Annotated in this window: 36 protein-coding genes and 1 pseudogene; 33 read left to right on the forward strand and 4 right to left on the reverse strand. The window is 37.1% G+C overall.

What is annotated here, in order from left to right; genetic code table 11:
• Nucleotides 1-151 precede the first annotated feature (151 nt).
• The 5 genes from ACY9Z2_RS10595 to ACY9Z2_RS10615 all read left to right on the forward strand — a co-directional run bounded on the left by ACY9Z2_RS10595 (nt 152) and on the right by ACY9Z2_RS10615 (nt 2,694).
• Nucleotides 152-355, forward strand: coding sequence for a LytS/YhcK type 5TM receptor domain-containing protein (locus tag ACY9Z2_RS10595; RefSeq protein ID WP_463609604.1), 204 nt, complete (start codon nt 152-154; stop codon nt 353-355).
• 119 nt (nt 356-474) lie between these two features.
• Nucleotides 475-1,929 carry an RNA-guided endonuclease InsQ/TnpB family protein gene (locus ACY9Z2_RS10600; protein ID WP_463609605.1) on the forward strand — a complete coding sequence of 485 codons (1,455 nt, stop codon included), beginning with the start codon at nt 475-477 and terminating at the stop codon, nt 1,927-1,929.
• Between the two features lie 63 nt (nt 1,930-1,992).
• Nucleotides 1,993-2,289, forward strand: a complete 297-nt coding sequence (locus ACY9Z2_RS10605) for a histidine kinase (protein ID WP_463609606.1) — start codon at nt 1,993-1,995, stop codon at nt 2,287-2,289.
• Nucleotides 2,255-2,464 (forward strand): histidine kinase, encoded by a 210-nt coding sequence (locus tag ACY9Z2_RS10610; protein WP_463609607.1) that lies wholly within the window; start codon nt 2,255-2,257, stop codon nt 2,462-2,464. The genes ACY9Z2_RS10605 and ACY9Z2_RS10610 overlap by 35 nt, the downstream gene beginning before the upstream one ends.
• Nucleotides 2,461-2,694, forward strand: coding sequence for an ATP-binding protein (locus ACY9Z2_RS10615; RefSeq protein WP_463609608.1), 234 nt, complete (start codon nt 2,461-2,463; stop codon nt 2,692-2,694). The genes ACY9Z2_RS10610 and ACY9Z2_RS10615 overlap by 4 nt, the downstream gene beginning before the upstream one ends.
• A 94-nt stretch (nt 2,695-2,788) precedes the next feature.
• Here ACY9Z2_RS10615 and ACY9Z2_RS10620 read toward each other — a convergent pair whose 3' ends face one another.
• Entirely contained in the window at nt 2,789-3,331 is a 543-nt protein-coding gene (locus ACY9Z2_RS10620; protein WP_463609609.1) for a hypothetical protein, read from the reverse strand.
• A 330-nt stretch (nt 3,332-3,661) separates the two neighbouring features.
• On the opposite strand from ACY9Z2_RS10620, the gene ACY9Z2_RS10625 reads away from it, so the two are divergent.
• The 17 genes and pseudogenes from ACY9Z2_RS10625 to ACY9Z2_RS10705 all read left to right on the forward strand — a co-directional run bounded on the left by ACY9Z2_RS10625 (nt 3,662) and on the right by ACY9Z2_RS10705 (nt 13,580).
• A complete protein-coding gene (locus ACY9Z2_RS10625) occupies nt 3,662-4,159 on the forward strand; it encodes a DinB family protein (RefSeq protein ID WP_463609610.1) in 498 nt (165 codons plus the stop codon).
• A 156-nt stretch (nt 4,160-4,315) separates the two neighbouring features.
• The gene (locus ACY9Z2_RS10630; RefSeq protein ID WP_463609611.1) at nt 4,316-4,792 is read left to right on the forward strand and encodes a GNAT family N-acetyltransferase; all 477 of its coding nucleotides are present in this window, start codon (nt 4,316-4,318) and stop codon (nt 4,790-4,792) included.
• A 2-nt stretch (nt 4,793-4,794) separates the two neighbouring features.
• Nucleotides 4,795-5,229, forward strand: coding sequence for an NUDIX hydrolase (locus ACY9Z2_RS10635; RefSeq protein ID WP_463609612.1), 435 nt, complete (start codon nt 4,795-4,797; stop codon nt 5,227-5,229).
• A complete protein-coding gene (locus ACY9Z2_RS10640) occupies nt 5,226-5,762 on the forward strand; it encodes a DUF1697 domain-containing protein (protein WP_463609613.1) in 537 nt (178 codons plus the stop codon). The genes ACY9Z2_RS10635 and ACY9Z2_RS10640 overlap by 4 nt, the downstream gene beginning before the upstream one ends.
• An 11-nt stretch (nt 5,763-5,773) precedes the next feature.
• Entirely contained in the window at nt 5,774-6,286 is a 513-nt protein-coding gene (locus ACY9Z2_RS10645; RefSeq protein ID WP_463609614.1) for a DinB family protein, read from the forward strand.
• Between the two features lie 302 nt (nt 6,287-6,588).
• The gene (locus ACY9Z2_RS10650) at nt 6,589-7,155 is read left to right on the forward strand and encodes a hypothetical protein (protein WP_463609615.1); all 567 of its coding nucleotides are present in this window, start codon (nt 6,589-6,591) and stop codon (nt 7,153-7,155) included.
• Nucleotides 7,156-7,574: 419 nt separating this feature from the next.
• Nucleotides 7,575-8,087, forward strand: coding sequence for a phosphotransferase (locus tag ACY9Z2_RS10655; RefSeq protein WP_463609616.1), 513 nt, complete (start codon nt 7,575-7,577; stop codon nt 8,085-8,087).
• A gap of 103 nt (nt 8,088-8,190) precedes the next feature.
• Nucleotides 8,191-8,619: a DUF3995 domain-containing protein gene (locus ACY9Z2_RS10660; RefSeq protein ID WP_463609617.1), complete on the forward strand. Its 429-nt coding sequence runs from the start codon at nt 8,191-8,193 to the stop codon at nt 8,617-8,619.
• A gap of 291 nt (nt 8,620-8,910) precedes the next feature.
• Nucleotides 8,911-9,342: pseudogene (locus ACY9Z2_RS10665) on the forward strand (cytidine deaminase).
• 287 nt (nt 9,343-9,629) lie between these two features.
• Nucleotides 9,630-10,082: a VOC family protein gene (locus ACY9Z2_RS10670; protein WP_463609618.1), complete on the forward strand. Its 453-nt coding sequence runs from the start codon at nt 9,630-9,632 to the stop codon at nt 10,080-10,082.
• A gap of 181 nt (nt 10,083-10,263) precedes the next feature.
• Complete coding sequence (locus ACY9Z2_RS10675) at nt 10,264-10,479, forward strand: PF20097 family protein (protein ID WP_463609619.1); 216 nt, start codon at nt 10,264-10,266, stop codon at nt 10,477-10,479.
• 113 nt (nt 10,480-10,592) lie between these two features.
• A complete protein-coding gene (locus tag ACY9Z2_RS10680; RefSeq protein WP_463609620.1) occupies nt 10,593-11,141 on the forward strand; it encodes a DUF4240 domain-containing protein in 549 nt (182 codons plus the stop codon).
• Nucleotides 11,142-11,220: 79 nt separating this feature from the next.
• On the forward strand, nt 11,221-11,445 hold the full coding sequence (locus ACY9Z2_RS10685) for a hypothetical protein (RefSeq protein WP_463609621.1): 225 nt from the start codon (nt 11,221-11,223) through the stop codon (nt 11,443-11,445).
• A gap of 113 nt (nt 11,446-11,558) precedes the next feature.
• Nucleotides 11,559-11,990: an NUDIX domain-containing protein gene (locus tag ACY9Z2_RS10690; RefSeq protein ID WP_463609622.1), complete on the forward strand. Its 432-nt coding sequence runs from the start codon at nt 11,559-11,561 to the stop codon at nt 11,988-11,990.
• Nucleotides 11,991-12,071: 81 nt separating this feature from the next.
• Nucleotides 12,072-12,695: a DJ-1/PfpI family protein gene (locus tag ACY9Z2_RS10695; protein WP_463609623.1), complete on the forward strand. Its 624-nt coding sequence runs from the start codon at nt 12,072-12,074 to the stop codon at nt 12,693-12,695.
• 125 nt (nt 12,696-12,820) lie between these two features.
• Nucleotides 12,821-13,285 carry a GNAT family N-acetyltransferase gene (locus tag ACY9Z2_RS10700; RefSeq protein WP_463609624.1) on the forward strand — a complete coding sequence of 155 codons (465 nt, stop codon included), beginning with the start codon at nt 12,821-12,823 and terminating at the stop codon, nt 13,283-13,285.
• A 112-nt stretch (nt 13,286-13,397) separates the two neighbouring features.
• On the forward strand, nt 13,398-13,580 hold the full coding sequence (locus ACY9Z2_RS10705; RefSeq protein WP_463609625.1) for a hypothetical protein: 183 nt from the start codon (nt 13,398-13,400) through the stop codon (nt 13,578-13,580).
• A 133-nt stretch (nt 13,581-13,713) separates the two neighbouring features.
• Here ACY9Z2_RS10705 and ACY9Z2_RS10710 read toward each other — a convergent pair whose 3' ends face one another.
• Nucleotides 13,714-14,142 (reverse strand): DUF3888 domain-containing protein, encoded by a 429-nt coding sequence (locus ACY9Z2_RS10710; protein WP_463609626.1) that lies wholly within the window; start codon nt 14,140-14,142, stop codon nt 13,714-13,716.
• A gap of 287 nt (nt 14,143-14,429) precedes the next feature.
• On the opposite strand from ACY9Z2_RS10710, the gene ACY9Z2_RS10715 reads away from it, so the two are divergent.
• The 11 genes from ACY9Z2_RS10715 to ACY9Z2_RS10765 all read left to right on the forward strand — a co-directional run bounded on the left by ACY9Z2_RS10715 (nt 14,430) and on the right by ACY9Z2_RS10765 (nt 19,980).
• Nucleotides 14,430-14,576 (forward strand): hypothetical protein, encoded by a 147-nt coding sequence (locus ACY9Z2_RS10715; RefSeq protein WP_463609627.1) that lies wholly within the window; start codon nt 14,430-14,432, stop codon nt 14,574-14,576.
• Nucleotides 14,577-14,799: 223 nt separating this feature from the next.
• Nucleotides 14,800-15,234, forward strand: a complete 435-nt coding sequence (locus tag ACY9Z2_RS10720) for a DUF4064 domain-containing protein (RefSeq protein ID WP_463609628.1) — start codon at nt 14,800-14,802, stop codon at nt 15,232-15,234.
• A 285-nt stretch (nt 15,235-15,519) separates the two neighbouring features.
• Complete coding sequence (dnaN, locus tag ACY9Z2_RS10725) at nt 15,520-16,632, forward strand: DNA polymerase III subunit beta (RefSeq protein ID WP_463609629.1); 1,113 nt, start codon at nt 15,520-15,522, stop codon at nt 16,630-16,632.
• A 12-nt stretch (nt 16,633-16,644) separates the two neighbouring features.
• Nucleotides 16,645-17,151 (forward strand): GNAT family N-acetyltransferase, encoded by a 507-nt coding sequence (locus ACY9Z2_RS10730; RefSeq protein WP_463609630.1) that lies wholly within the window; start codon nt 16,645-16,647, stop codon nt 17,149-17,151.
• Between the two features lie 86 nt (nt 17,152-17,237).
• The gene (locus ACY9Z2_RS10735) at nt 17,238-17,987 is read left to right on the forward strand and encodes a hypothetical protein (RefSeq protein WP_463609631.1); all 750 of its coding nucleotides are present in this window, start codon (nt 17,238-17,240) and stop codon (nt 17,985-17,987) included.
• Between the two features lie 82 nt (nt 17,988-18,069).
• Nucleotides 18,070-18,489 carry a hypothetical protein gene (locus tag ACY9Z2_RS10740; RefSeq protein WP_463609632.1) on the forward strand — a complete coding sequence of 140 codons (420 nt, stop codon included), beginning with the start codon at nt 18,070-18,072 and terminating at the stop codon, nt 18,487-18,489.
• A complete protein-coding gene (locus ACY9Z2_RS10745) occupies nt 18,486-18,752 on the forward strand; it encodes a DUF4190 domain-containing protein (protein WP_463609633.1) in 267 nt (88 codons plus the stop codon). Before ACY9Z2_RS10740 ends, ACY9Z2_RS10745 begins: the two co-directional genes overlap by 4 nt.
• 25 nt (nt 18,753-18,777) lie before the next feature.
• Complete coding sequence (locus tag ACY9Z2_RS10750) at nt 18,778-19,194, forward strand: VOC family protein (RefSeq protein ID WP_463609634.1); 417 nt, start codon at nt 18,778-18,780, stop codon at nt 19,192-19,194.
• 18 nt (nt 19,195-19,212) lie between these two features.
• Nucleotides 19,213-19,449 (forward strand): hypothetical protein, encoded by a 237-nt coding sequence (locus ACY9Z2_RS10755; protein ID WP_463609635.1) that lies wholly within the window; start codon nt 19,213-19,215, stop codon nt 19,447-19,449.
• 15 nt (nt 19,450-19,464) lie between these two features.
• Nucleotides 19,465-19,677, forward strand: coding sequence for a hypothetical protein (locus ACY9Z2_RS10760; protein WP_463609636.1), 213 nt, complete (start codon nt 19,465-19,467; stop codon nt 19,675-19,677).
• Between the two features lie 21 nt (nt 19,678-19,698).
• Nucleotides 19,699-19,980, forward strand: a complete 282-nt coding sequence (locus tag ACY9Z2_RS10765; protein WP_463609637.1) for a hypothetical protein — start codon at nt 19,699-19,701, stop codon at nt 19,978-19,980.
• 4 nt (nt 19,981-19,984) lie between these two features.
• Here ACY9Z2_RS10765 and ACY9Z2_RS10770 read toward each other — a convergent pair whose 3' ends face one another.
• Nucleotides 19,985-20,443: a GNAT family N-acetyltransferase gene (locus ACY9Z2_RS10770; RefSeq protein WP_463609638.1), complete on the reverse strand. Its 459-nt coding sequence runs from the start codon at nt 20,441-20,443 to the stop codon at nt 19,985-19,987.
• Between the two features lies 1 nt (nt 20,444).
• Nucleotides 20,445-21,419 (reverse strand): quinone oxidoreductase family protein, encoded by a 975-nt coding sequence (locus ACY9Z2_RS10775; RefSeq protein ID WP_463609639.1) that lies wholly within the window; start codon nt 21,417-21,419, stop codon nt 20,445-20,447.
• Between the last annotated feature and the right edge of the window lie 12 nt (nt 21,420-21,431).

A 21,431-nucleotide genomic window follows, 5' to 3' on the forward strand; every position in this document is an offset into this window, starting at 1 on the left:
CATATATTTGTTGTGAGAACATTTCTCTTCAAAAATTGCTAAAAAACGTAACAATATTTGATTACAATATTTCTCTTAGAAGCGGCTTTGAATTATAATGAGTTAAGATATATCGGAGGTGAGCGTACACGTGTGGGAGTTACTATTATTGATGTTAGAAAGAATAGGGATTATTGTAACGGTGGCTTTTTTAATGACACGGGTGCGTTATTTCCGATCTGTTATTCATCAACAAGATGTAACGGATAGGCAACGCCTTCCTGTTATGATCATGTTCGGGTTGTTCGGGATTCTTGGAACATATACAGGATTAGTCGTAAATACAGATGCATTGGGATTATCAAAAATGGCGTAAAACCCCTGCATTTATGTATGGGGTTATAAGCCGTGGTGGTTTAAACTAGCTATCGGTTCTTGTATGAGGTATACTAACAATATAGTTGGGGAACAAATGTTCTGAAACGGAGTGATACCATGTATAGTGCCTATAAGATCGAAATTCATGAAAACCATGAACTCTTTTCCTATTTCGATGCATTGTGTTTTCAAGCGAAAAATTTGTACAACACGACGAATTTCTACTATAGACAGGTGTTCACAGCCATGCGAAACGGGACATCGAATGCCAATCAAAAAGAAGTCATGGATGCAATCACCCACTATCTTCCGTCGATGAATGCGATAAAACAGGCGAATTTCGAGAAAAGGAAAGCGAAAAGCCCAGACGATGAGTCAGTAAAGCTTCATTTGTTCAGCCCACCATCCGAAAAGAAGAAGACGCTTGGCTACGGTCTTTTGGATGGGCTTTTCAAATCTATGAAACAGCCTGACTACCGCGCACTTCCAGCACAAACGAATCAGCACGTCATCAAAAAGGTATTGGAAGACTGGTCCTCGTTCTATGAAGCGATCAAGGATTACAACTTGCATCCGGAGAAGTACACAGGACGGCCGAAAATTCCCCGCTATAAGAACAAAGATGGACGGACGGTGTGTGTGCTGACAAACCAAACCGCTAGAATAGCCCCCAATCACACATTGAAGCTGCCAAAGACCAAAAAGCGGCTCCATATTGGAAAATTAGCTGACACAGAAGGCCGTTTCCAACAAGTTCGCATCGTGCCGTTCTACGGACGCTATGTGGTTGAATTGATATACAAGAAAACGGATGAAAAGGCGTTGGCACGGCCAAAGGATAAGAAAAACGATTTTCTTTTCCCCCCGAAACGAATCATGGGAGTAGATATTGGCGTTGATAACCTTGCAGCCATTGCAGATAATACAGGCGGGCAGCCTGTCATCGTCAAGGGCAAGGTATTGAAATCCATCAACCACCAGTACAACAAGAAACGCGCGCAAATGGTTCGGATCTTACGGAACGGACTGCAGGAGAAGGAAGGTCAACACATGACCCAGAAACTGAAGAACCTTGACCGTAAAAGAGCGGACCGCGTTACCGACTACATGCACAAGGCAAGCCGGGCGATTGTTAACATTGCGATCGAACGAGGAATCGACACGATTATCATCGGCAAGAGCGACAAATGGAAGGCAAAGGTCAAAATGCGTAAAGCTGACAAGCAGACGTTCATCCAGCTTCCATTCATGAAGCTGATTACAATGATTACGTATAAAGCGGAATCGGTTGGCATTCAAGTCGTGACGCGGGAAGAAAGCTACACGTCGAAAGCCTGTTTCTTAAGCGTAGACCCGATTCCCATCTATAACGGCGAGAAAAACACATTCACCTTTTCGGGAAGACGTATTTGTCGTGCCTTCTATCGGGTGAAAGGAACGAACATTCAGATCAATGCGGATGTTAACGCTGCGTTTAATATCCTGCGGAAGCATTGCGGCATTAACAACCCATTTGGCACATTAGGACGGAAAGATTTCCTTCTGTCACCAAAACGAGTACGCATCCAATAAGCAAAGCTGAAGGCTATACAGCCTGATGTGTAAGGGGGCTTGTGGTCGCTCCTCAGTCGGACAATGCAAGGGCACTATCTGTATTCCACTGAAACCCCTGGATTTATCCATGGGGAGTATCATTTTCAAGATGAAAAGGATATTTCGTCGGTAACGATTGAATTTTTAAAAGGGTTGTCTTCTTTGTTAAGCTTATCGCAACTAACGAAGGAAGCAGAAGTCAAGGCGTTACAAGCCCAAGTAAGTCCTCATTTTCTTTTTAATGCACTTAATACGTTTGTTTCGTTTGTAAGAATTGATCCAGATAAAGCACGGAAATTATTAATTGCTTTATCTCGGTTACTTCAGAAAAAATCTTGAAAGCTCAACTAATTCGACAACGACACTATCGCAAGAGTTTGAACATGTTCATGCTTATTTGTCAATTGAAAAAGAACGATTTGTGGAAGTAGAAAATGATGAATTAATGAACTGTAAAATTCCAACCATGACACTACAACCGATAATAGAAAATGCTTTAAAAAACACGGCATGAAAGGTCAGTCAATGAAAAGCAGTATTACCATTTCTGTTCAACAACAAGCACACAATGTCGTGATAACAGTAGAGGATAATGGCAAAGGTATGAATCAAGAACGGTTGAATGAGCTTCTTCATACACCAATAACATCTGAAACAGGTACTGGAATTGAGCTCTACAATGTGAATCGACGCTTGGAAATGATGTTTGGTAAAGAATCGTCCTTGCGTATTCAATCAAAGTAGAATTCCAAGTTCGCTATAATAATGTTTAACTAAAGCTACTTATCTTTGATTTAGAAATAACAAATGTTGGTTGTTAGTCAATCACCTTTACATTTTATTCCTGCAATGCTTCCCATAAACCTTCGTTACCTATTAACATAACAGCTATTCGTCCGTTTTCGTTCATATTTGCTTCGCCAGTTACAATAGCTACCTTTTTGTCGTTCCCTTCTCTTTGATATTCTACTTCCAATGAAAAGTCATAAATAGTATCTACTTCTGATCGTTCAACTTTGATATTTTTGGCATTTAGCTGATAGTCATTCCAATACGCAGCTTTCAGAAAGGTAAAACCAAATGAAGCGATATATTCCCTATAGCCATCTTCCGTAAAATAAGATTTAAACTTCTCTTTTGAATATGAATTCATTGCTTTTAAAGATGATTCGACATCCTCAATACCATCGCTTTCAATGGTACTCCAAATATCTTTCAATTCCTGCTCTGGCCCTGTGAAAGTACGTTCTAAAACCGTTTCAATGGTGGTAATATTTTCATCCTTTGGTTCAGTTTCCATATTTGGAGTACAAGCAACGATGAATAAAGGAATTCCAAACAAGATAATAGTTCCAATCAGTTTAGAAATGTTATTCTTCATAATAACTTCTCCCCTTTTAGATAAATACGTGCAAGAAGTACTATTGGTTTCAAACTGTACTTAATATATGCTCATTCATACTCGCGTGACTTGCAATCGCTACAAAAAATACTACACTCTCCACGGGTTTAAGCTGATTCCCTTCGTGATAAAGCCACCATAATGGCTGTTATGTCTACTGATTTTATGAAAAACAACATTCCTATAGAAAGCAGCCTTTTTAAAATATTTTCGCGAAACATTTCCACAAATAGGCCATCAAGCAGGAAATATGTAAATAGAAATCGAATTGTTAAAGGGGGAATGAATAAATAAAAGTAGGTGATTTTTTTGGAAAATACGCGCGAAAAAATTGATGAATTAGAGGATTATACGACCTGGTTAGAAACATTGAAAAAACACGATCAGGATATATTTTTTAAACCAATTAAAGAGGGCAAATGGTCGGTCGCCGAAATTATATCACACATTATGTTTTGGGATTGCTACATAGTGGAAGAAACACTTCCGAAGATGAAGGAAGGTGCGGACATAGAGAGTATTGAATTTCAGCTGCTGAACGATAAGGCTTCAGCCTATGCACTATCAGGAGTAGCGATGCTTGATTTGATTGATGAGGCAAAGCAAAGTCGAGAAAAGTTAGTAGCAGAACTGAGAAATAAATCTGAGGATCAGTTTTTTGAGAAGTTTAGATTGAATGGAGAAGAAATCGACGAATATTCAGGATTTCCCCATACATTATACAATTATGTGTGTTCGTTCATTTGGCACGACAATCATCATAAGGAACAAGTAGAAGAATTTTTTTCGCAGTTTGACGGGCAGTAATACCCCCACTTCAAAAATTAAGTAGATCCGAGGAATTTTAAGTGGGGGATATAACTGCCCGTACAAGCCCGATTGGTTCAACTACCATTCAGTAGGGGGAGGAACGCCCCCCACTGAATGAAGTTTCACTTTATCCTAAATACAGGAGGAATCGCGATGACGGTTACATTAATACCAATGACGCAGGATGATTTTGCCCACTATACATCAAAAAGCATTCAACTTTATGCCGATGAAAAAGTGGCGGCGGGTACGTGGACGAAAGAGGAAGCACTAGATAAGTCTGAGAAAGAATATGAACGGTTATTACCAGAAGGTCTGGATAGTGAACATCAACACTTATATGCAATTACGAAAATTGAAGACAAAGTAAAAGTAGGATGGTTATGGTATAAGTTCGATCCAAGTCATCCGCAAAAGGAATCATTCATATTTGATTTCCTCGTTTTTGATGAATTTCAGGGTCAAGGATATGGAAAAGCGGCTTTAAAAGCATTAGACGATCATGCCCTAGCAAATGGAATTGAAAAATTATCGTTACATGTATTTGCACATAACAAACGTGCTATTAATCTATACGAAAAGCTAGATTATCATCCAGTAGGTATGATTATGTCGAAAGGCTTGAAGTAGTAATGAACCCGATAAAGAAAGCTTTTGGTTATGTGACACGTGTTAAAAATGAACAACCTCAAGTGCTTGTGTTCCAACACCCGGTTGAAGAAGCGGGAATCCAAATTCCTAAGGGTACAGTGGAAGAAGGGGAAGATCCGTACGATGCTGTTATTCGGGAAATGAATGAAGAAACTGGGTTGGTAGACTTAGAGGTTGAAACGTTACTAGGACAAGATATCTGGGAATTTGATGGTAGGTTATATGAACGTTATTTTTACAAAATTGTGGTAGACGAGAAACGAGATTCATGGGATCACGAACCAACTGGTGGCGGGGAAGAAGATGAGATGGTCTTCTCGTTCTTCTGGATTTCGGACAACGATCAAGTTGAACTAGGACCAGGACACGAGGACTATTTAGATCTAATTTTTACAAGCAGTGAGGTGAAAGAATGACAACATACATAGCCCTTTTACGTGCAATTAATTTGGGGAAACGAAACAAAGTGAAAATGGCAGATTTGAGACAACTACTAGAATCACTTGGGTTGAAAAATGTTCAGACATACATTCAAAGCGGGAACGTGATTTTTGATTCTGACAAGGATTCCGAGTTTCTTACGGATTTACTGGAACGAGAAATCCAATCAAAATTTGGATTTCCAGTTCCTGTGATTTTGCGGACAGCAAGTGAGTGGAAAGAAGTCATGCAGCGAAGTCCGTATGTGTTTGGAGAGATGAATGAGAATGAAAGCTTACATGTATCTTTTTTATCCGAGAAACCATCACAACAAGGGTTGGAGAAGTTAGATAACTTTCAAAATGGAAAGGATAAGTACCAAATTATAGATAAAGAGATTTACATATTATTTGGGCAAAACTTTCATAAATCCAATCTTCCAACACATCTTCAAAAGTTAGGTGTTTCCGCAACGTTGCGAAATTGGAAAACGGTAATGAAGTTGGATGAAATGATAGAGGGAAGGTAAGGGACATTTAAATGGAATTCAAAATAAAAGAGCTGGAAAACTATACGCCAACCATCAGTCATTTAGTTCGTATGATGGAATATGCTAGATTGACAACATTACAGGCTGTGCAAGGGCTGACTGTAGAACAGCTAGATTATGTACATGCGGATCATGCTAATTCAATCGGTGCACTTCTTTTTCACATTGCAGCCGTAGAGTTCGGCTTTCAGCTTGATACATTTGATAAAAGAAGACCAAATGAACAAGAAGCCCTTGAGTGGGGCGCGGGCTATGAATTAGGTGATAAAGGAAGAAGAGAAATTAAAGGCAACCATCTGGAATTTTATCTGGAGAAATTACAGACTGTCCGAAATAGAACGCTTCGTGAATTTCAAAAACGTGATGATGAATGGTTATTTTCTAATTGCATGTGGGCTGACCATCCATCAAATCATTATTTTATCTGGTTTCATTCGTTTGAGGATGAAATCAATCATCGTGGACAGATTCGGATTCAGCGGAAGATGTTGCCGGAGTTTTAAAGCTGCTACTTATATTGAGATCAGGAGTAACCATCTCAAATGTAGTTCCAATACTAGAATGGGTTACAAAGGTTATACTCCCTTGAGTAATGCTATATTGGATTATAAGAATTACTAAAAATATTGAGAAAAAGTAAGTTACACATTTTCACAATTAGGACGTAAGAACGGAATAAAACATGACCGATTTTATCTTGTTGAGTAACTAATTATTTTATGGATAAATATGATGCTTGGATTACCAAAACGGAGGTTTTTTAGTGGACTGAAGATTGACCAAAGGTAAGGGGACAGGAAAGGGGATGTTGAACATAAAAACTGTAAAAGTACCTGTTCTTTTTCATGATATATTTGGAAAGCGAATTGCTTTATTGGATCTGTGGCTCACGATTTTGTTTAGTATTGGAATGACAGTATTGCTATTAACGCTTACCTACTCCGATTGGCAGGAACTTGCTATTTGGCGAGTCGTTATACTTATCGTTTTCATTGTAGACATTACAGGCGGTGTGCTTGCCAACTTTTCATTTTCGACCAATCTCCACTATAAAACAAATGCCCGTGGCCGATTTGTTTTCATTGCGATTCATGTACAGCCTATTATTTTTTCTTGGTTGTTTGTTGGTTACTGGGGGAGTGGTATCATCGTATGGGGCTATACAATCGTATCGGCTCTTATTGTGAACGCACTCATCAAATATCCGGGCCAACGTATTATTGGCGTGTTTTTAGCCGTTTCAGGAGTGAGTTTACTTCTGTTGTTTGCGGATATCCCAAAAATATTACTAGCTGTTTTTTCTTTATACATGTTTAAGGTCATTTTCGGTTTTGCTGTTGACCATGATTCGAAAAATGTGGCTTTTGATTGATTGTACAGAGCATTATGATAATTGTTCCACCAATAAAATTTACGTAAAAGCTACCAGGGAGGGATTATAGATGACCGAGAAGATGCATACTGATGAGTTGGAAATTGATGAACGACTTGTGCGGCGTTTGCTTGTCGAACAGTTTCCTCACTGGGCAGAGTTGCCCCTGCGTAAGGTCGAGCCAGTTGGAACGGTAAATGCCATTTTCCGACTTGGAGACGAATATTCCATTCGGCTAGCGAGAAGGGAAGGACCGACGACACCAGGAGGGCGCGAGTTCTTATGGCTACCAAAACTCGCGCCATCAGTTCCACTTGAAATTCCTGTGCCTATCGCTCAGGGGCGACCCAATAAAGAATATCCATGGTTTTGGGAGATACATTCGTGGCTGCGGGGTGAGACGGTGCCGATAGAGGCGATTGACGAAACGCGATCTTGCAGCGTTTGTCGTAGCACTGCAACAAGTCGATTCATCGGGAGGGCCATTAGGACGCGGCATCCCTTTGGCCCAACGTGACAAGGACTTCCGATATTGGCTAGCACGATTTAATGGCGATCCCGCGGTGTCTGATGTGTGGGAGTCGGCTCTTGCTGCGCCACCATGGAACGGCCCTCCTGTTTGGCATCACGGCGATCTAGATGTGCGTAACTGGCTCGTACGAGATAAACGTATCAGCGGTGTGATTGATTGGGAAACAATGGGCATCGGAGATCCTGCGTGTGATGTGATGGTCGCGTGGAAGTTGCACTCGCCAGAGGCGCGCGATGCGTTCCTTGATGCTCTTCGAACGGACGACGCTACAAGGGCAAGAGCCCGCGGATGGGTTGTATCACAAGCAGTTGCAATCCTTGCCTACTATACACCGCAAAACAATCCGATTTTGTACAATGAGGCAAAATCCTGGCTAGACCTAGTGTTAGTTCAAGAATAATTCAGTTTTTTTGATTGAGACGTATATTAGTTATTCATTCAACGTCCGCGCTTAAAGATATCGAGGGGGGATTCCAATAGAGAGGAGTTATTGGTTCATAGTTTTGGGTATTGTTTGGTCTATTATTTTTATTTGTATTAGCTTTTATTGGGCAATGGGTGGATTACTTGGTGTTAGATCTCTAGGAGGGTCTATTTTTGAGATGTCTCAAAACCCTTCTCCCTCGTTCGTTATGATAGTTTGGTTTACCAGTTTTATTAAACTACTTGGGTTAATATTATTGTTGATGCTTCTTGTTGAATGGAAGAAACCTATAATAAATAGAATGCTTTACTGCATCACTAAAATTATTGGAGCTTTATTGTTCTTGTATGGCTTACTGAATTTCATTACGATTTCCCTGAGTATGTTAAACGTTTTTGAATTTGACTTAGATTCTTATGCAACGTTTTGGAGGTTAGCTTTTTGGGAACCTTTCTGGATGGCTGGCGGGGTGTTTTACTTTTTTTCCGTTAAAAAGAGTACGATATAGTTACCAGGAACTATTTGTTTAATAAGGGGTTTGAAATGATCTTCCAGAAACGGGCGCCATTCTTACAGATAAGGGCCAGGATATTGAGGGTCAGCAGAAAGCTACTGGTATAGAAATTGAAAATAAGAAGATAAGATTAGGATATTGTTCCTCAAATAAACAATCAGGCGCAAGAATCGAATTGAACAAAGCTAGGCTACTTCTGATATAGGGGTCGTTTTTAAGCAAGTTATTATATGGAAAAATGAATTCTATCTGTATGACAAAAAAGAAATATCGGGGGGAGAAAATATGTTAAAAGTAAGACCTTTAGAAAGTCGGGACTATGATTTGATTCGGGAGGCAGAAAAAGTAATTGAAAAGAATTATAGGTATGGACGACACCACATTGGTTCAGCGGTAAGAACAACATCGGGAAATGTTTTTGCAGCAGTACACGTTGAAGCGAATGTTGGGAGAATAACCGTATGTGGGGAAGCAATGGCAATCGGAAAATCAATATCAGAAGGGGATCACGAATTTGAAACGATTGTAGCAGTCGCTCATCCTCATCCACACGAAGATATAGAAAAATGTTGGATAGTTGCTCCATGTGGTATGTGTCGGGAGTAAATAAGTGATTATGGAAAAGACACTGATGTAATTATTGCTTATAATGGTGAATTGGTTAAGTGCAAAGTGATAGAGCTATTACCGGAAAAATATACAAGTGAAATTGAATAAATACTTCTAATTAATTGGAATGTGTTCTTTACTCCAATTAAGGCGCATTTCTGGAATAAAGGTCTGCGCCATGTATTGTAAAATCGGGCATTTAATGGAGTACAGGGCAGTAATAATTTATTGGGAAGTTGAAGTTGTCTTTTAAAAAGCAACTATGGTATCGAATTTTTGGATCTATTTGAAAGATGTTATATATACATAAAATCCAATTTCACATTTTCCAATCCTATTAAATTGTTTTTTGTTAGGAAGAGATTTGTAATTTTTACACATAAGGAGATAAAACTATGGCAGAAAACAAATTACTAAGAATGGACAATGTCGGCATCGTCGTGGAATCCCTGGATGACGCAATCTCTTTTTTCGAGGAGATTGGCTTGAACCTTGAAGGGCGAACCACTGTCGAAGGTGAATGGGCTGGTCGAGTAACCGGATTGGGTACGCAGTGCGTAGAGATTGCTATGATGGTAACCCCAGATGGCCACAGCCGAATTGAACTTTCGAAATTTCTCACCCCACCCACTATATCAGATCACCGGACTGCCCCTGTAAACGCCCTCGGTTATCTACGCGTCATGTTCACCGTTGAAGACATTGACGAAATGGTATCCAGACTCACCAAGTTTGGGGCTCAACTCGTTGGTGAAGTGGTTCAATACGAGGACTCGTATCGGCTCTGCTACATTCGTGGAATCGAAGGTCTTCTAATCGGTTTGGCGGAACAACTCGGTAATAAATAAGTAAGTGACGTTTTATAAAAATCTTTTACTGAAGTATACATTTCTGAAGTAAAAATTGTTAGAGAAAAGCAGTGTGAAATGAATATATCCAAGCCTGATGGTCATAGATAATCTAGTGTTAGATTAAGAAAACAGTAATGGTCTACCCGATAAAAGATTATGATGAAAGGAGATGCTACTTATGGAGAATTCAACTATAAAATGTCCTGAATGTAATAGTAAGGTAAGGCAAGGATTTATTTTCTCTCCTCGTCGAATTTGTTGGTCAGAATCAGGTGATTCGGTTATACATGCGTATGATAGCGAAGTATCAGTAAATGATGCTTTTTTAAAATTACATAAAAATCCAGCATATAGATGTGAAACGTGTAAATTAGTAATCTTTACATATAAATAATCAAAGATCTATGAGGCGAGTCTTTAAAGATCCGCCTTATTATGCAGACGATGCGAAAAGAAATAAGGACTGTAAGTGAACAAAACTTAATTAATAGATATGGAGTGTATTAAGTGGATAAAAAAGAATTTTGGGGGTTAATCGAAGAGTCAAAAGGATTTAATGTACAGGCTGAGTGGTTAACAGAAGTACTATCTGAAAAGAAATTAAAGGAAGTGTTGGAATACGAATGTATTTTTCAAGGACTAATGAATGCAAGTTATCAGTCTACTTTATGGGCAGCAGCCTATGTTGTAATGGGTGGATGCTCTGATGACACTTTTGATTATTTTAGGGGCTGGCTGATTGGTCAGGGTGAAGATATATATTATAAGGTAGTTAATAACCATGAATTTTTAGCAGAGTACATTAGTGAAGATAATCTTGATGCTGAGGGAGTTCCTGAAAATGAAGAAATGCTATCAGTTGGATTAGACGCTTACACTCTAATAAAGACTGGTTACACTGAGTGGGATGATGATATATATGATGAAATGTTAGAAGGGCTCGAAAAAATGGGGTTACAGACGGAAGAAGATATAGAATTAGATTGGGAAGAGGATGATTTAGAAGAATTATTCCCAATTTTGTGGGAGAGGTTTGGGGATGATCCTTTAGGTTAAAACTTAGGGTTTTCGTTGAAGAGAGGAAGGCATTATGTAGACTTGACTAGAGTTTTCTCAGCAATATCTCAAACAATTATTGGATGATCAACAAAACATGGAAGAAATTTTAAGAAATAAGTACACGTTTTTCGAGGGAATGAAAGATAACCATATTAATAATAAAAAGATGGCTTTAAAAGAAAAAGATCAATCAATAATTAATACTATGCACTTTTCCAGAATAGGGTCAGAATGTCAGAACAGTACATTTATTGCATCTACTGATTTTGCAAAAAGTAAAAGTCCCTATTTATTTTTATGATTAGATAATAATCTTTTTGAACTACACACAGTAACATTGGATAAAAGGTTATCCTACTATTATGTGGATGGTAATAAGTAAGTTTAAATAAAGATATGAATGGAGTTTTATTATTGTCAAATAAATTAATGGGCTCTGCATCAATTATTACTGATTCAGAAGGAAAAATTTTGTTGGTAAGGCACAGTTATGGAAAGAAAAATTGGGAACTCCCAGGTGGAAAAGCTGAAATAAAAGAATCTGCACAGGAGACTGCAAAAAGAGAAGTACTAGAAGAAACAGGGCTCTGTGTCAAAATAGGGGATTTAACTGGTGTATATTATGACCCGATTTTTGATATGCATCACTTTGCGTTTATATCCGACAATTTAAATAATGAAATGCCAAAACCCAGTTCACCGGAAATTTTAGAGTGTAGATATTTCTCGTTTGGTGACCTACCAAAACCAATAAGTGACTTTACTATTAAAAGAATTGAAGATGCACTAAATAAAAATAATAATGATATGTTTCACGTTATCGGACCAAGACAATGGGAGGAATAACAATTTAATTCTGTTATATTTCATTTTTAAATCAGTTTCCATATGGAAATTTCAAACGTGTCACTAATACGGGGGAATTAGATGAAAAGAAGAAAAGTAGGCATTTTACTTTATAATTATGTAGATATTCTAGATTTTACTGGTCCCGCAGAAGTATTATCACTAACTTCTCACAATAAAGCCGACCAGGCAATTAATCTTTATAAAAAAGACTTATTACCGACCAATCCATTTGACGTAATTACTATTACAGAATTAGGAAAGCAAATAAGGACTCACTCGGGAATAAAAGTTGAACCAGACTTCAGTATTGATAATTCTCCCAAAATAGATATTCTTATAATTCCAGGCGGACCACTAAGGGCGGTACAATCTATGGCCAAGAAACAGAAGATAATAGATTGGATTATGAAACAAAACAATATTGAATACATATGTTCAGTATGCACTGGAGCATATATCTTAGGAGCAACTGGATTGTTGGATGGAAAAGAGGCAACCACCCATCATTTGGCTTTGAAAGGTCTACAAGAAAAACACCCTGACATCCAGGTTTTATCGAACTGTAGAGTAGTCCATAATCAAAATCTCGTAACTTCTGGCGGAGTTTCTTCTGGAATTAACATGGCACTGTATCTTGTTGAGCAAATTTTGGGAAAAGCTACTGCTGAAAGAACAGCTAAAACTATTGAATTTATATATTAAATATTTTATTCCGTTAACGAGCGCCCTTTTTTAACAAGAAGATGCTTTATCTGAACTGGTTCATTCACTTGAGCGAGTTCAAATTCAATATAGAAAAATATATCACATCACAAAGGGAGATCAGAATGCATATTGATTTTTTATTAAATCATCCCAAAAAGATAAAAGAAGTTTCTGAAATGATTTATAAGGAGTTTGTAGTAAAAGCGGGTAGTAGTATGAAATTTGAAGATGTTGTTAAACACTTCTCAAATACAAATGATAACGCATTTCCGATAACACTCGTTGCTTTAGAGAACGGAGAATGTTTAGGAACTGTATCAATCTTTGAAAACGATCTAAAAATAAGAGATAGGTATAAACCTTGGCTTGCATCTCTATATACGAAACCTGAGTATCGTGGTAGAGGGATAGGACAAAAGTTAATAACCAAAACCATAGATGTAGTCAAAGAATTAGGATTTAAGGAACTTTATTTAAGAACAGAAGATACGTCTGACTATTATAGAAATAAAGGATGGACTTATATAGGAACTGTTTCCGATGATAAATACGATAAAATTGATGTATTTAAATTAAAGTGTATTTGATTTAACGAAGGATAATCTTTGCCCCTTCTTGCCAACTAAATTGTAAAATGTGCATTGAAAATAAGAGATGATAAGATAGGAGAACTAGTTTATTGATAAGGAGTGATATTAAATGGAATCTTTAATTGTATGGTTATTAATATTAGTTTTCGGTGGACTTGGTGGAATAGGCATTTGTAGTGCTTTTGAGGGAAATGAAGTATTTTCCGGATACGCCGCAATGATGGGGATGATTGTAGCTTTGTTAAGTGCGATTTTCTTCCAATTAAACTTAATGCAAAAAGACAGTGACTAGATGTTACGCAAACGAAAGCAAGAATCGAGTAAGATAGGCATCAATAATGCCGCTTTCTGTTCAGTTTGTTCAAATAAATGGCAAGAATGTCTGCAAATGAAAAGTATTAACCATATATAAAACATAAATGTCCTTATCTAACAATGTGTTGCCAGTGAGAGGGTAATTCCTCAGTCTTTATATGGCTGAACTTTACAAGTTTTACATCTGAACTACCGATTTTAAAAGTCATTTTGTCCACCCCAACTGAAATATGTGGACCAATGACGGGAATAACTTTGAGTGTTATTGAAAACATGAAGCTACGGAAGTCTTCCAATCGTTTGGTGTTTTCGACATAAACCATATATGGGTATACGTTAGGGTTCTCAATAAACATAGTTGAGTAATATTTATTGATTTGTTTTTGAATACGTGGCAAAAGCATTGAAATAACAATATCATGATATAATAATATTTCTGACGGTTTACTGGTGCTAATGTTTTCTGCTGAAGTAACAAGAGGTTGAAGGGGAATTGAAATTCCAATTGTTAAACAAATTGCTACAATGATTTTTTTCATAGATCTTTTCCTCTACACTTTTTGTTTAATATTCCTTTTACCAAAATATTTATGTACGAATGATCAATGTGTCATTATCGGACGCGTTTATCGAGCAGGTCGCCCTTCCAAATAGAGACAGATTATGGAGCAACACATATTGGATCTAATCAACCTGCCATAGCATAAGTAAACCAAGTGCAAGCGCAACTCTATCTGACTAGTTTCATCTTCTTTTAGTAATTTTTTAGCTTATCCAAGAATAAACTAAAATTAAAAGAACGTGTTTGCTATGGGAGGGTGAGGCCATGAGGTTTGATCAGGGGGTAATAGCGTTTGTCGGCTGTATGTTCCTTGGGATAGGGCTTGGCTTATTATTTGGAAATGCAGCAGTTGGTACATTAATCGGTATGGGTGCTGGCTTACTAGTGATGTTTTTCAGCAAAAAAGCATGATAATAAATACCCCTCTGCGGAACGAATTCCAACGAGGGGTATTAAAATTAGAAAATAGATTTAGGTAATGTTTTATTTTAATCCTTCAAGATTATCTATATGAAACAAAATTCGTGTCATTTATCGTATCAATTTTTAATCTAAATAATTGGCAAAAGATGTGAACAAAAATGAAACTTCATAACCGATTCACACGTATAATAAACTGAAGGAGGTTACATAAATGAAACGAACTGGGGAAATTGTGTTAAGTATCATTGGAATTATATTTTATGGATTTATGGCTGCAATTGGTGGATTTCTAATTTGGATGGAAAATAATAAAGATGCCATCCGACAATTTGTTCAAGATGCAGCAGAGCAAAATCCAGAGGCTCCAGCAGTAACTATGGAAGATTTTAATATGGTAATGGATATGGCTGGAACTAGTGGAATGTTTTTATTTATTGTATCAATAATCGCAATGATCGTAGGTATTATTGCTGTTGTATTTTTAAAGGGGAACAAAAAACCAAAAGCTGCAGGAATTTTATTAATCATCACTGCTGTTGTGGTAGCAATTATTACGATTGGCGGTGGAATTTTTAGCGGAATTCTATATTTAATTGCAGGTATTATGTGTTTGGCAAGAAAACCACAAAAAATTAATTATGAATAATAGGAAAGCTAGCACTCTATCAATGTTGCCAAGAGTGCTAGTTTTCTTCTTATGGAACAAAAATTGTCGGATTAACATATAGTTATGAGAAGCGTCGCTGTTTACAATCGTGTGGACAGTGGCGTTTTTGTATTACTGATAGGAAAGCGTATGTTTAAGGATACCAGTAGGCAACCAAGACTTTCGCTATTAATGCTTGGCGATAAGCGAGATTTCCATGCAGGATTTCCGTAGATAATGTCGAATAGTATTCTGTAAAGTAATAGCAAATAAGGCGGTTTTGCAATGGAGATTTATATAAATAAAAAATATCTTTACGACGCAATTTCGAGTGTAACGCATATTGCGTCAAGCAAGAATGACCTTCCCCCTGGAATAAAAATTGTTGCTAAACAGGAAGGCATAACGTTAACAGGTAGTAACGCTGACATTATTGTTGAAAAATTTCTACCGGTGACTAGCGAAGTGCAAATCATTCAGGCAGGAAGTATTGTTGTATCAGCGAAATACTTAAGTAATATTGTCAAAAAATTGCCCAATGAAATACATATGAAGGTAGATAGTAACCAATCCGTGCGAATTGAGGCTGGAGATATTGTCACAAATTTGAATGGATTTAATCCTGAAGAATATTCAAGTCTACCAGAAGTAAACGTAGATAATTGGATAACGTTACCTTTAAACGAGCTTGTAAAATTGGTTAACCAGACTAGTTTTGCAGTAGCTACTAATGATTCTAGACCAGTTTTAACAGGAGTAAATATGAGGTTTAGTAAAGGTAATCTTACTTGTATTGCAACCAATTCACATCGTTTAGTATTAAAGGAAATAGGCATAGATTCGTCTTTGGAAGGATCAATTGTGGTGCCGTCCAAGAGTTTGAAAGAACTTATAAGACTAGTGAAGGATGATCATTCATCTGTCACACTCACTTTCTCAGATAACTATATTATTTTTAATGGAAATAATTTCAAACTTTACTCACGACTGATTGAAGGAAATTACCCAGAAGTATCAAGGTTAATCCCTAAGGAAAGTTTAACACGAATTTCACTTGATAAGATGCACTTTGAACAAGGGATTGAACGTGCGCTTCTTTTTGCAAATGATACGAGAAACAATCATGTTCGAATCGAAACACTTGACGGAACTACCTTAAAAATTTCATCGAACACCGCTGAAATGGGTAGTATCGAGGAAACTCAAACCATACGAAGCATACAAGGTGAGACGCAATTCAATTTATCGTTGGATGGTATTTTTCTAAAGGATGCTGTCCATGCAATTACCAATTCTGAAGTTGTTGTGAAAATAAGTGGGTCAATGAATCCAATCATAATCGAACCATTTGAAGATCCAACATATATTCAATTAATATCACCAGTACGAACGAATTAGGAGGAGTTAACTTTGGAAATTAGGCAACTTACAGCAGAAGATGCGGAAAATTATTGGAAATTAAGACTAGAGGCACTAAAGCAGAGTCCAGAGGCATTTGCTACGAGTTATGAAGAAGCGGTTAAAAGAAAGAATCCGATTGAACAAGTAGCAGCCAATATGTCTGGTGAAGGTAGCTATACGTTTGGGGCATGGGACGGTAATGAACTTTTTGGAATGGTTACACTTATGCTAGAGAGACACCAAAAATTAAGTCATCGCGCTAATATTTTTGCGATGTATGTCACACCGAATAAACAAGGTAATGGAGCAGGAAGTTTACTAGTTAAAGAGGTTATTGAGACAGCAAAATCGATAAAAGGAATGGAAAAACTAAATCTAACAGTGGTAAGTACAAATGAAAAAGCAAAAAATTTGTATGCAAAGTTTGGCTTTAAATCGTTTGGTTTAGAGAAAAACGCCTTGAAAATTGGTGATACATACTACGATGAAGAATACATGGATTTAAAAATTAATTAAATCGTAATCTGGTCATTTGTCCCCAATAACGATTAGATGCATAGGATATTACAGCAACATGCATCAAAAGGGGTTGAAAAGTACAGATGGGATTATTTATTAATAATGGTAAGCACGATGACATTTATAAAAATGAAGGAACGATCAATGAACCTAATCAGAGTTTCTACAAGCGAAATCATTTCGAAGAACTAGTAAAGAATCAGTTGAAAGTAAATGAAACATTGCAGCACTCTGTTCAAGGGCTAAAATTTTTGTACGAAAAACAAGATAATGCTCAGACGAGTAAGTGGAAAGAAATAGGTAACAGACTAAATGAGCTAAAGGAAATGAATAAACAGGATCAAGACTTTGTAGCAAGTCGATTAAGAAAACTGGAAGCAGATAATAGTGAGATTAAAATGGTTATGGAAAATGACCGATTAACGGAGAAAGATTTAGTAGAACAAGTTAATGGTTTACAGCAATCAAACCAAGAAATTTTAGATCAACTAGAAGTATATTGTTTGGAAAATGAAGAATTCAAATCGAAGTTTGATGAACAAAATGAGATTCAAAAGCAGCTTTCCGTTCAAATTTCCAAGCAAGATAAGACGCAGGATGAAGTTTTAAGTAGAATGGAAAATCAAGAAGCTTTGACAGAGAAAATTACTAGGCAAATTGATTATTTTCGCTCCATCCTTTTTGAACGCACGAACTACCTTGCTGAAAAAATTGAAAATGGCTACAATTATACGTCTTCTTATCTAGCAAACTTAATTAATGGCTCTGATCAAACTTCAAGAGAATTTAGGCTGGAACAAAAAAAGAGTGAAGAAGAAAAAGTGCATAAGTGAAATTGAGGAAAGGAGTTTTCCTTTCCTTTTTAATGAAGGAAAAAGTACTCATACATAGAATTAAATATATAGAATATAAGGGGTGAGAACGATTGGCAAAAACGTTACTTACTATGGTCTAGTTAGTTTAGGAATGATTCTTCTGCTATTTCTAATGACGGAAACATATAAGGAGTTAGAAATTGCAGGGAAAAGGGCGCAAGGATATGTAGTTCCTTTCATCAAAATGACAGGGTTTGGAGTGTTATTTGGTGTTCTTTTGGAAGGGAAAAAAATAATGGCAATGGTTAAACAAGGGATTGGAGTAAACTGGCTAATCCTTCCGACGCTAATTATCGGTTCAATTACTTTTATACCAAATATTTATTGGGTTGAGTGGTTTGGGGTTGGTGAACCTTTTTATATTGTAATGTTCTTATATCCTGAAACACATATGGCTTTGTCAGTTCTGACCGGTGTACTTTTAGTTAGATCCTTGGAAAAAAGGGGGGCTAATAATTGAACGCAAATAATAATGCAATCGTAGCACTGGTGCTAGGGATTTTGTCCATCATGATACCAGTTTTAGGTCTAGTTCTTGGCATTATTGGACTTGTGTACGCAAGTCGCTATTCTGTTGGAGGAGATGGCGAAACAGAAGAATATAAGAAATATGCAATTGCGGGGAAGGTTTGCAGTATTGTCGGTATATGTATACAAGCTTTTACCATTATCGTTGTGATCGTCGGATTTATAATCTTTTACCTATTTGCCCAAGCTTACTAACTTTAAATGAAAAGGAATGAGACGAATGAGTGAACTTCTTTATCGGGTCGGTACGATTTACATACCAGTTTCAAATCCAGAGCAAGCTTCTAAGTGGTACCAAGAAAATGTAGGTGCTAAAGAAAATTATCGAAATGAAGAAAAAGCAATCATGGATTTAGCAAACCTTAGTGTATTTTTAGTTAAAGCAAGTGGAGAAGAAAAGTTACAATTCAAGGACCACAATGATAACGATCATTTCGTTGTTACTTTTGAGGTTGATGGGTTAGCGGGATTGCAACAATTACATAAAACTCTTGAGTCAAAGGGAGTACACGTAGGTGATATTGAGAATAGGGGACATGCGGGTCGGAATTTTGTTTTTCAAGACCTTGATGGAAATAAGTTTGATGTATGGAGTGAACTGAGTCCGGATTTTAAAAAGAGGTACCATATTGAATAAAAGAGAAGCGGTGCTGTGATGAAATGGAAATTAAGAATTCCAATAATCGTATTCGTTTTCGGAGTTACTGCAGTATTCTATGAATATTTAGATATACAAAGTACGTATCTATTAAGAAGTCTATTGTATCTAGGCTCGGTTGCAGTAATCATTTGGTTTTTAGAAAAAACACTAATTAATGAGAAGAAAGTTCATTTTTCTATCGGTATTATGCTAATATTGGCAGGCTTTTTTGCTGATTATTTTATTCCATAATCTAGGGGGGATTTGATGAAAGAGCAAAATGAGGAGACACATCATGATCATCCAGAGAAACCATTTAACGATGCAATCGATCATATGAACAAAATTGAGGGTGGACCGATAAATACGGATACAAAGATGGACCAGCTTCCGAGACCAATTCGGTTTATAGGATATTTTATCGTTGTTTGTATGGTGTTATTTACTGTAGCTGCTCTTGTTGGTAATATGCTTAACTAAAATGAAATGGAGAGTGTACGAATGAAGGAAAGTTTTGTGTTAGGATTAGCATTGTTTGTAACGGGAGCTTTATTATTAGGTATGATGCAAATAGCAGTAATGGTATACATTCCAGGAATGACTGAGTGGAACACTGGCAGAAAATTTTCCTCTGCACTTTCTCAAACAGCTGGGTGGTTCCCTTATGTAATTAGCATTTTATTAATGATTGTTGGTACAATTATATTAATCATTCATTTCCTTCCACAAATTAATGCTTTTTTGGATAAAGAAGTACCAGTTGATTCCAAAAAAGTGCTATAAGGTATCATCCCAATAACTCTTTCTTAAAATGAACCTGTTCTTCCAACTGAAAATCAAAGCTATAACCATTGTTTTTATAAAATGCTATAGCGCTATCCCAATTTTGATTTGTTTCAAGAACTATTTTTGAATAGCCTTTCTTTAAAGCGTAATGCTCTAAATGATGAAGCATTATTTTGGCGAAACCATTCCGGCGAAGTGCTTGTTTTACGGACATCCGTTCAATTCTAGCAGTGTAGGTATCTTCCATACTAAATGCTCCAGTACAGATGAGTACGTCATCTAAGAATCCAACGAAAAAAGCATGTCCATCCTTAGAGTAACGATTGCAAATGTTATTAAGATCCGGATTTAACGAATAATCGATAAATCCGAATCGTTCTTTCATTCCACTAAGTATCAAGTGTTTTGCTTCTTTTTGAAATTCCTCGGTTATCGGTTTGATGGCAAGTGAATGCTGCATACTAGTAATTTCCCACTTTCAATAATATCTTACCTGTACTTTTTCTTGACTCAATTAGCCGATGCGCTTCTTTGGCATCTGCCAATGCGAACTCGTGTCCAACATGGATTTTAAGCTTTTGTTCAGCAATATAATGAAATACCTGATCAGCAGTCTCTTTCAATAGGTCTGGTCGTTCTTTTCGAGTTGTCCCAAGACTAAAGCCTAAAACGGATCGGCAGCTTGCATGGAGTTGTTTTGTTTCAAATCGACCAATTTCTCCGCTTGAATTTCCAAAGTGTACGAGTCTTCCGTATAATGCCAAACATTTCATGCTCTCTTCTGATAGTTTACCAGAAATTGAATCCAAAATAATGTTGACTCCTAATCCATTCGTGATTTGATTTACTTTTTCCGAGAAGTCGGAATACGTAATCACGTGGTCAGCACCAACGCGATAGGCAGTAGCAAATTTATCTTCACTACTCACAGTACCGATAACAGTACTAGCACCGAAAAGTTTCGCTAATTGTATTGCAGTAGTTCCAACACCACCAGCCGCTGCGTGAACAAGAACGGTTTCACCTTTACGGATTCTTGCAATATCCTGTAATAGTTTATGCGATAAAAAAGAAACTGTTGGACAAGCGGCTGCTGTTGTAAAATCAACATTATCTGGAATGGCAAACGTTAAGGATTCCGGTGCTACCACATATTCTGCGTACGACCCTTTAGGAGGGAATGCAATGACACGCTGCCCAGGTGAAAAATTCTTAACATTATTTCCGACTTGTTCAACTGTGCCGGCGCAGTCCAACCCTGGAATAAATGGAGTATTCCCAGCTTTCGTTCCCATCCGCTTTTTTACGTCTGCAAAATTTACACTCGTTTTTGCTACTTTTATTAAAATAGCTTCAGGTCCAATCGTTGGAATATCTATTTCTTTTAGTTCTAAAACGTCCGGCCCGCCAAATTTTTCGACAACAATTGCTTTCACTTCATTCAACTC

The sequence above is a fragment of the Virgibacillus sp. GM2-2 genome (assembly GCF_055329585.1).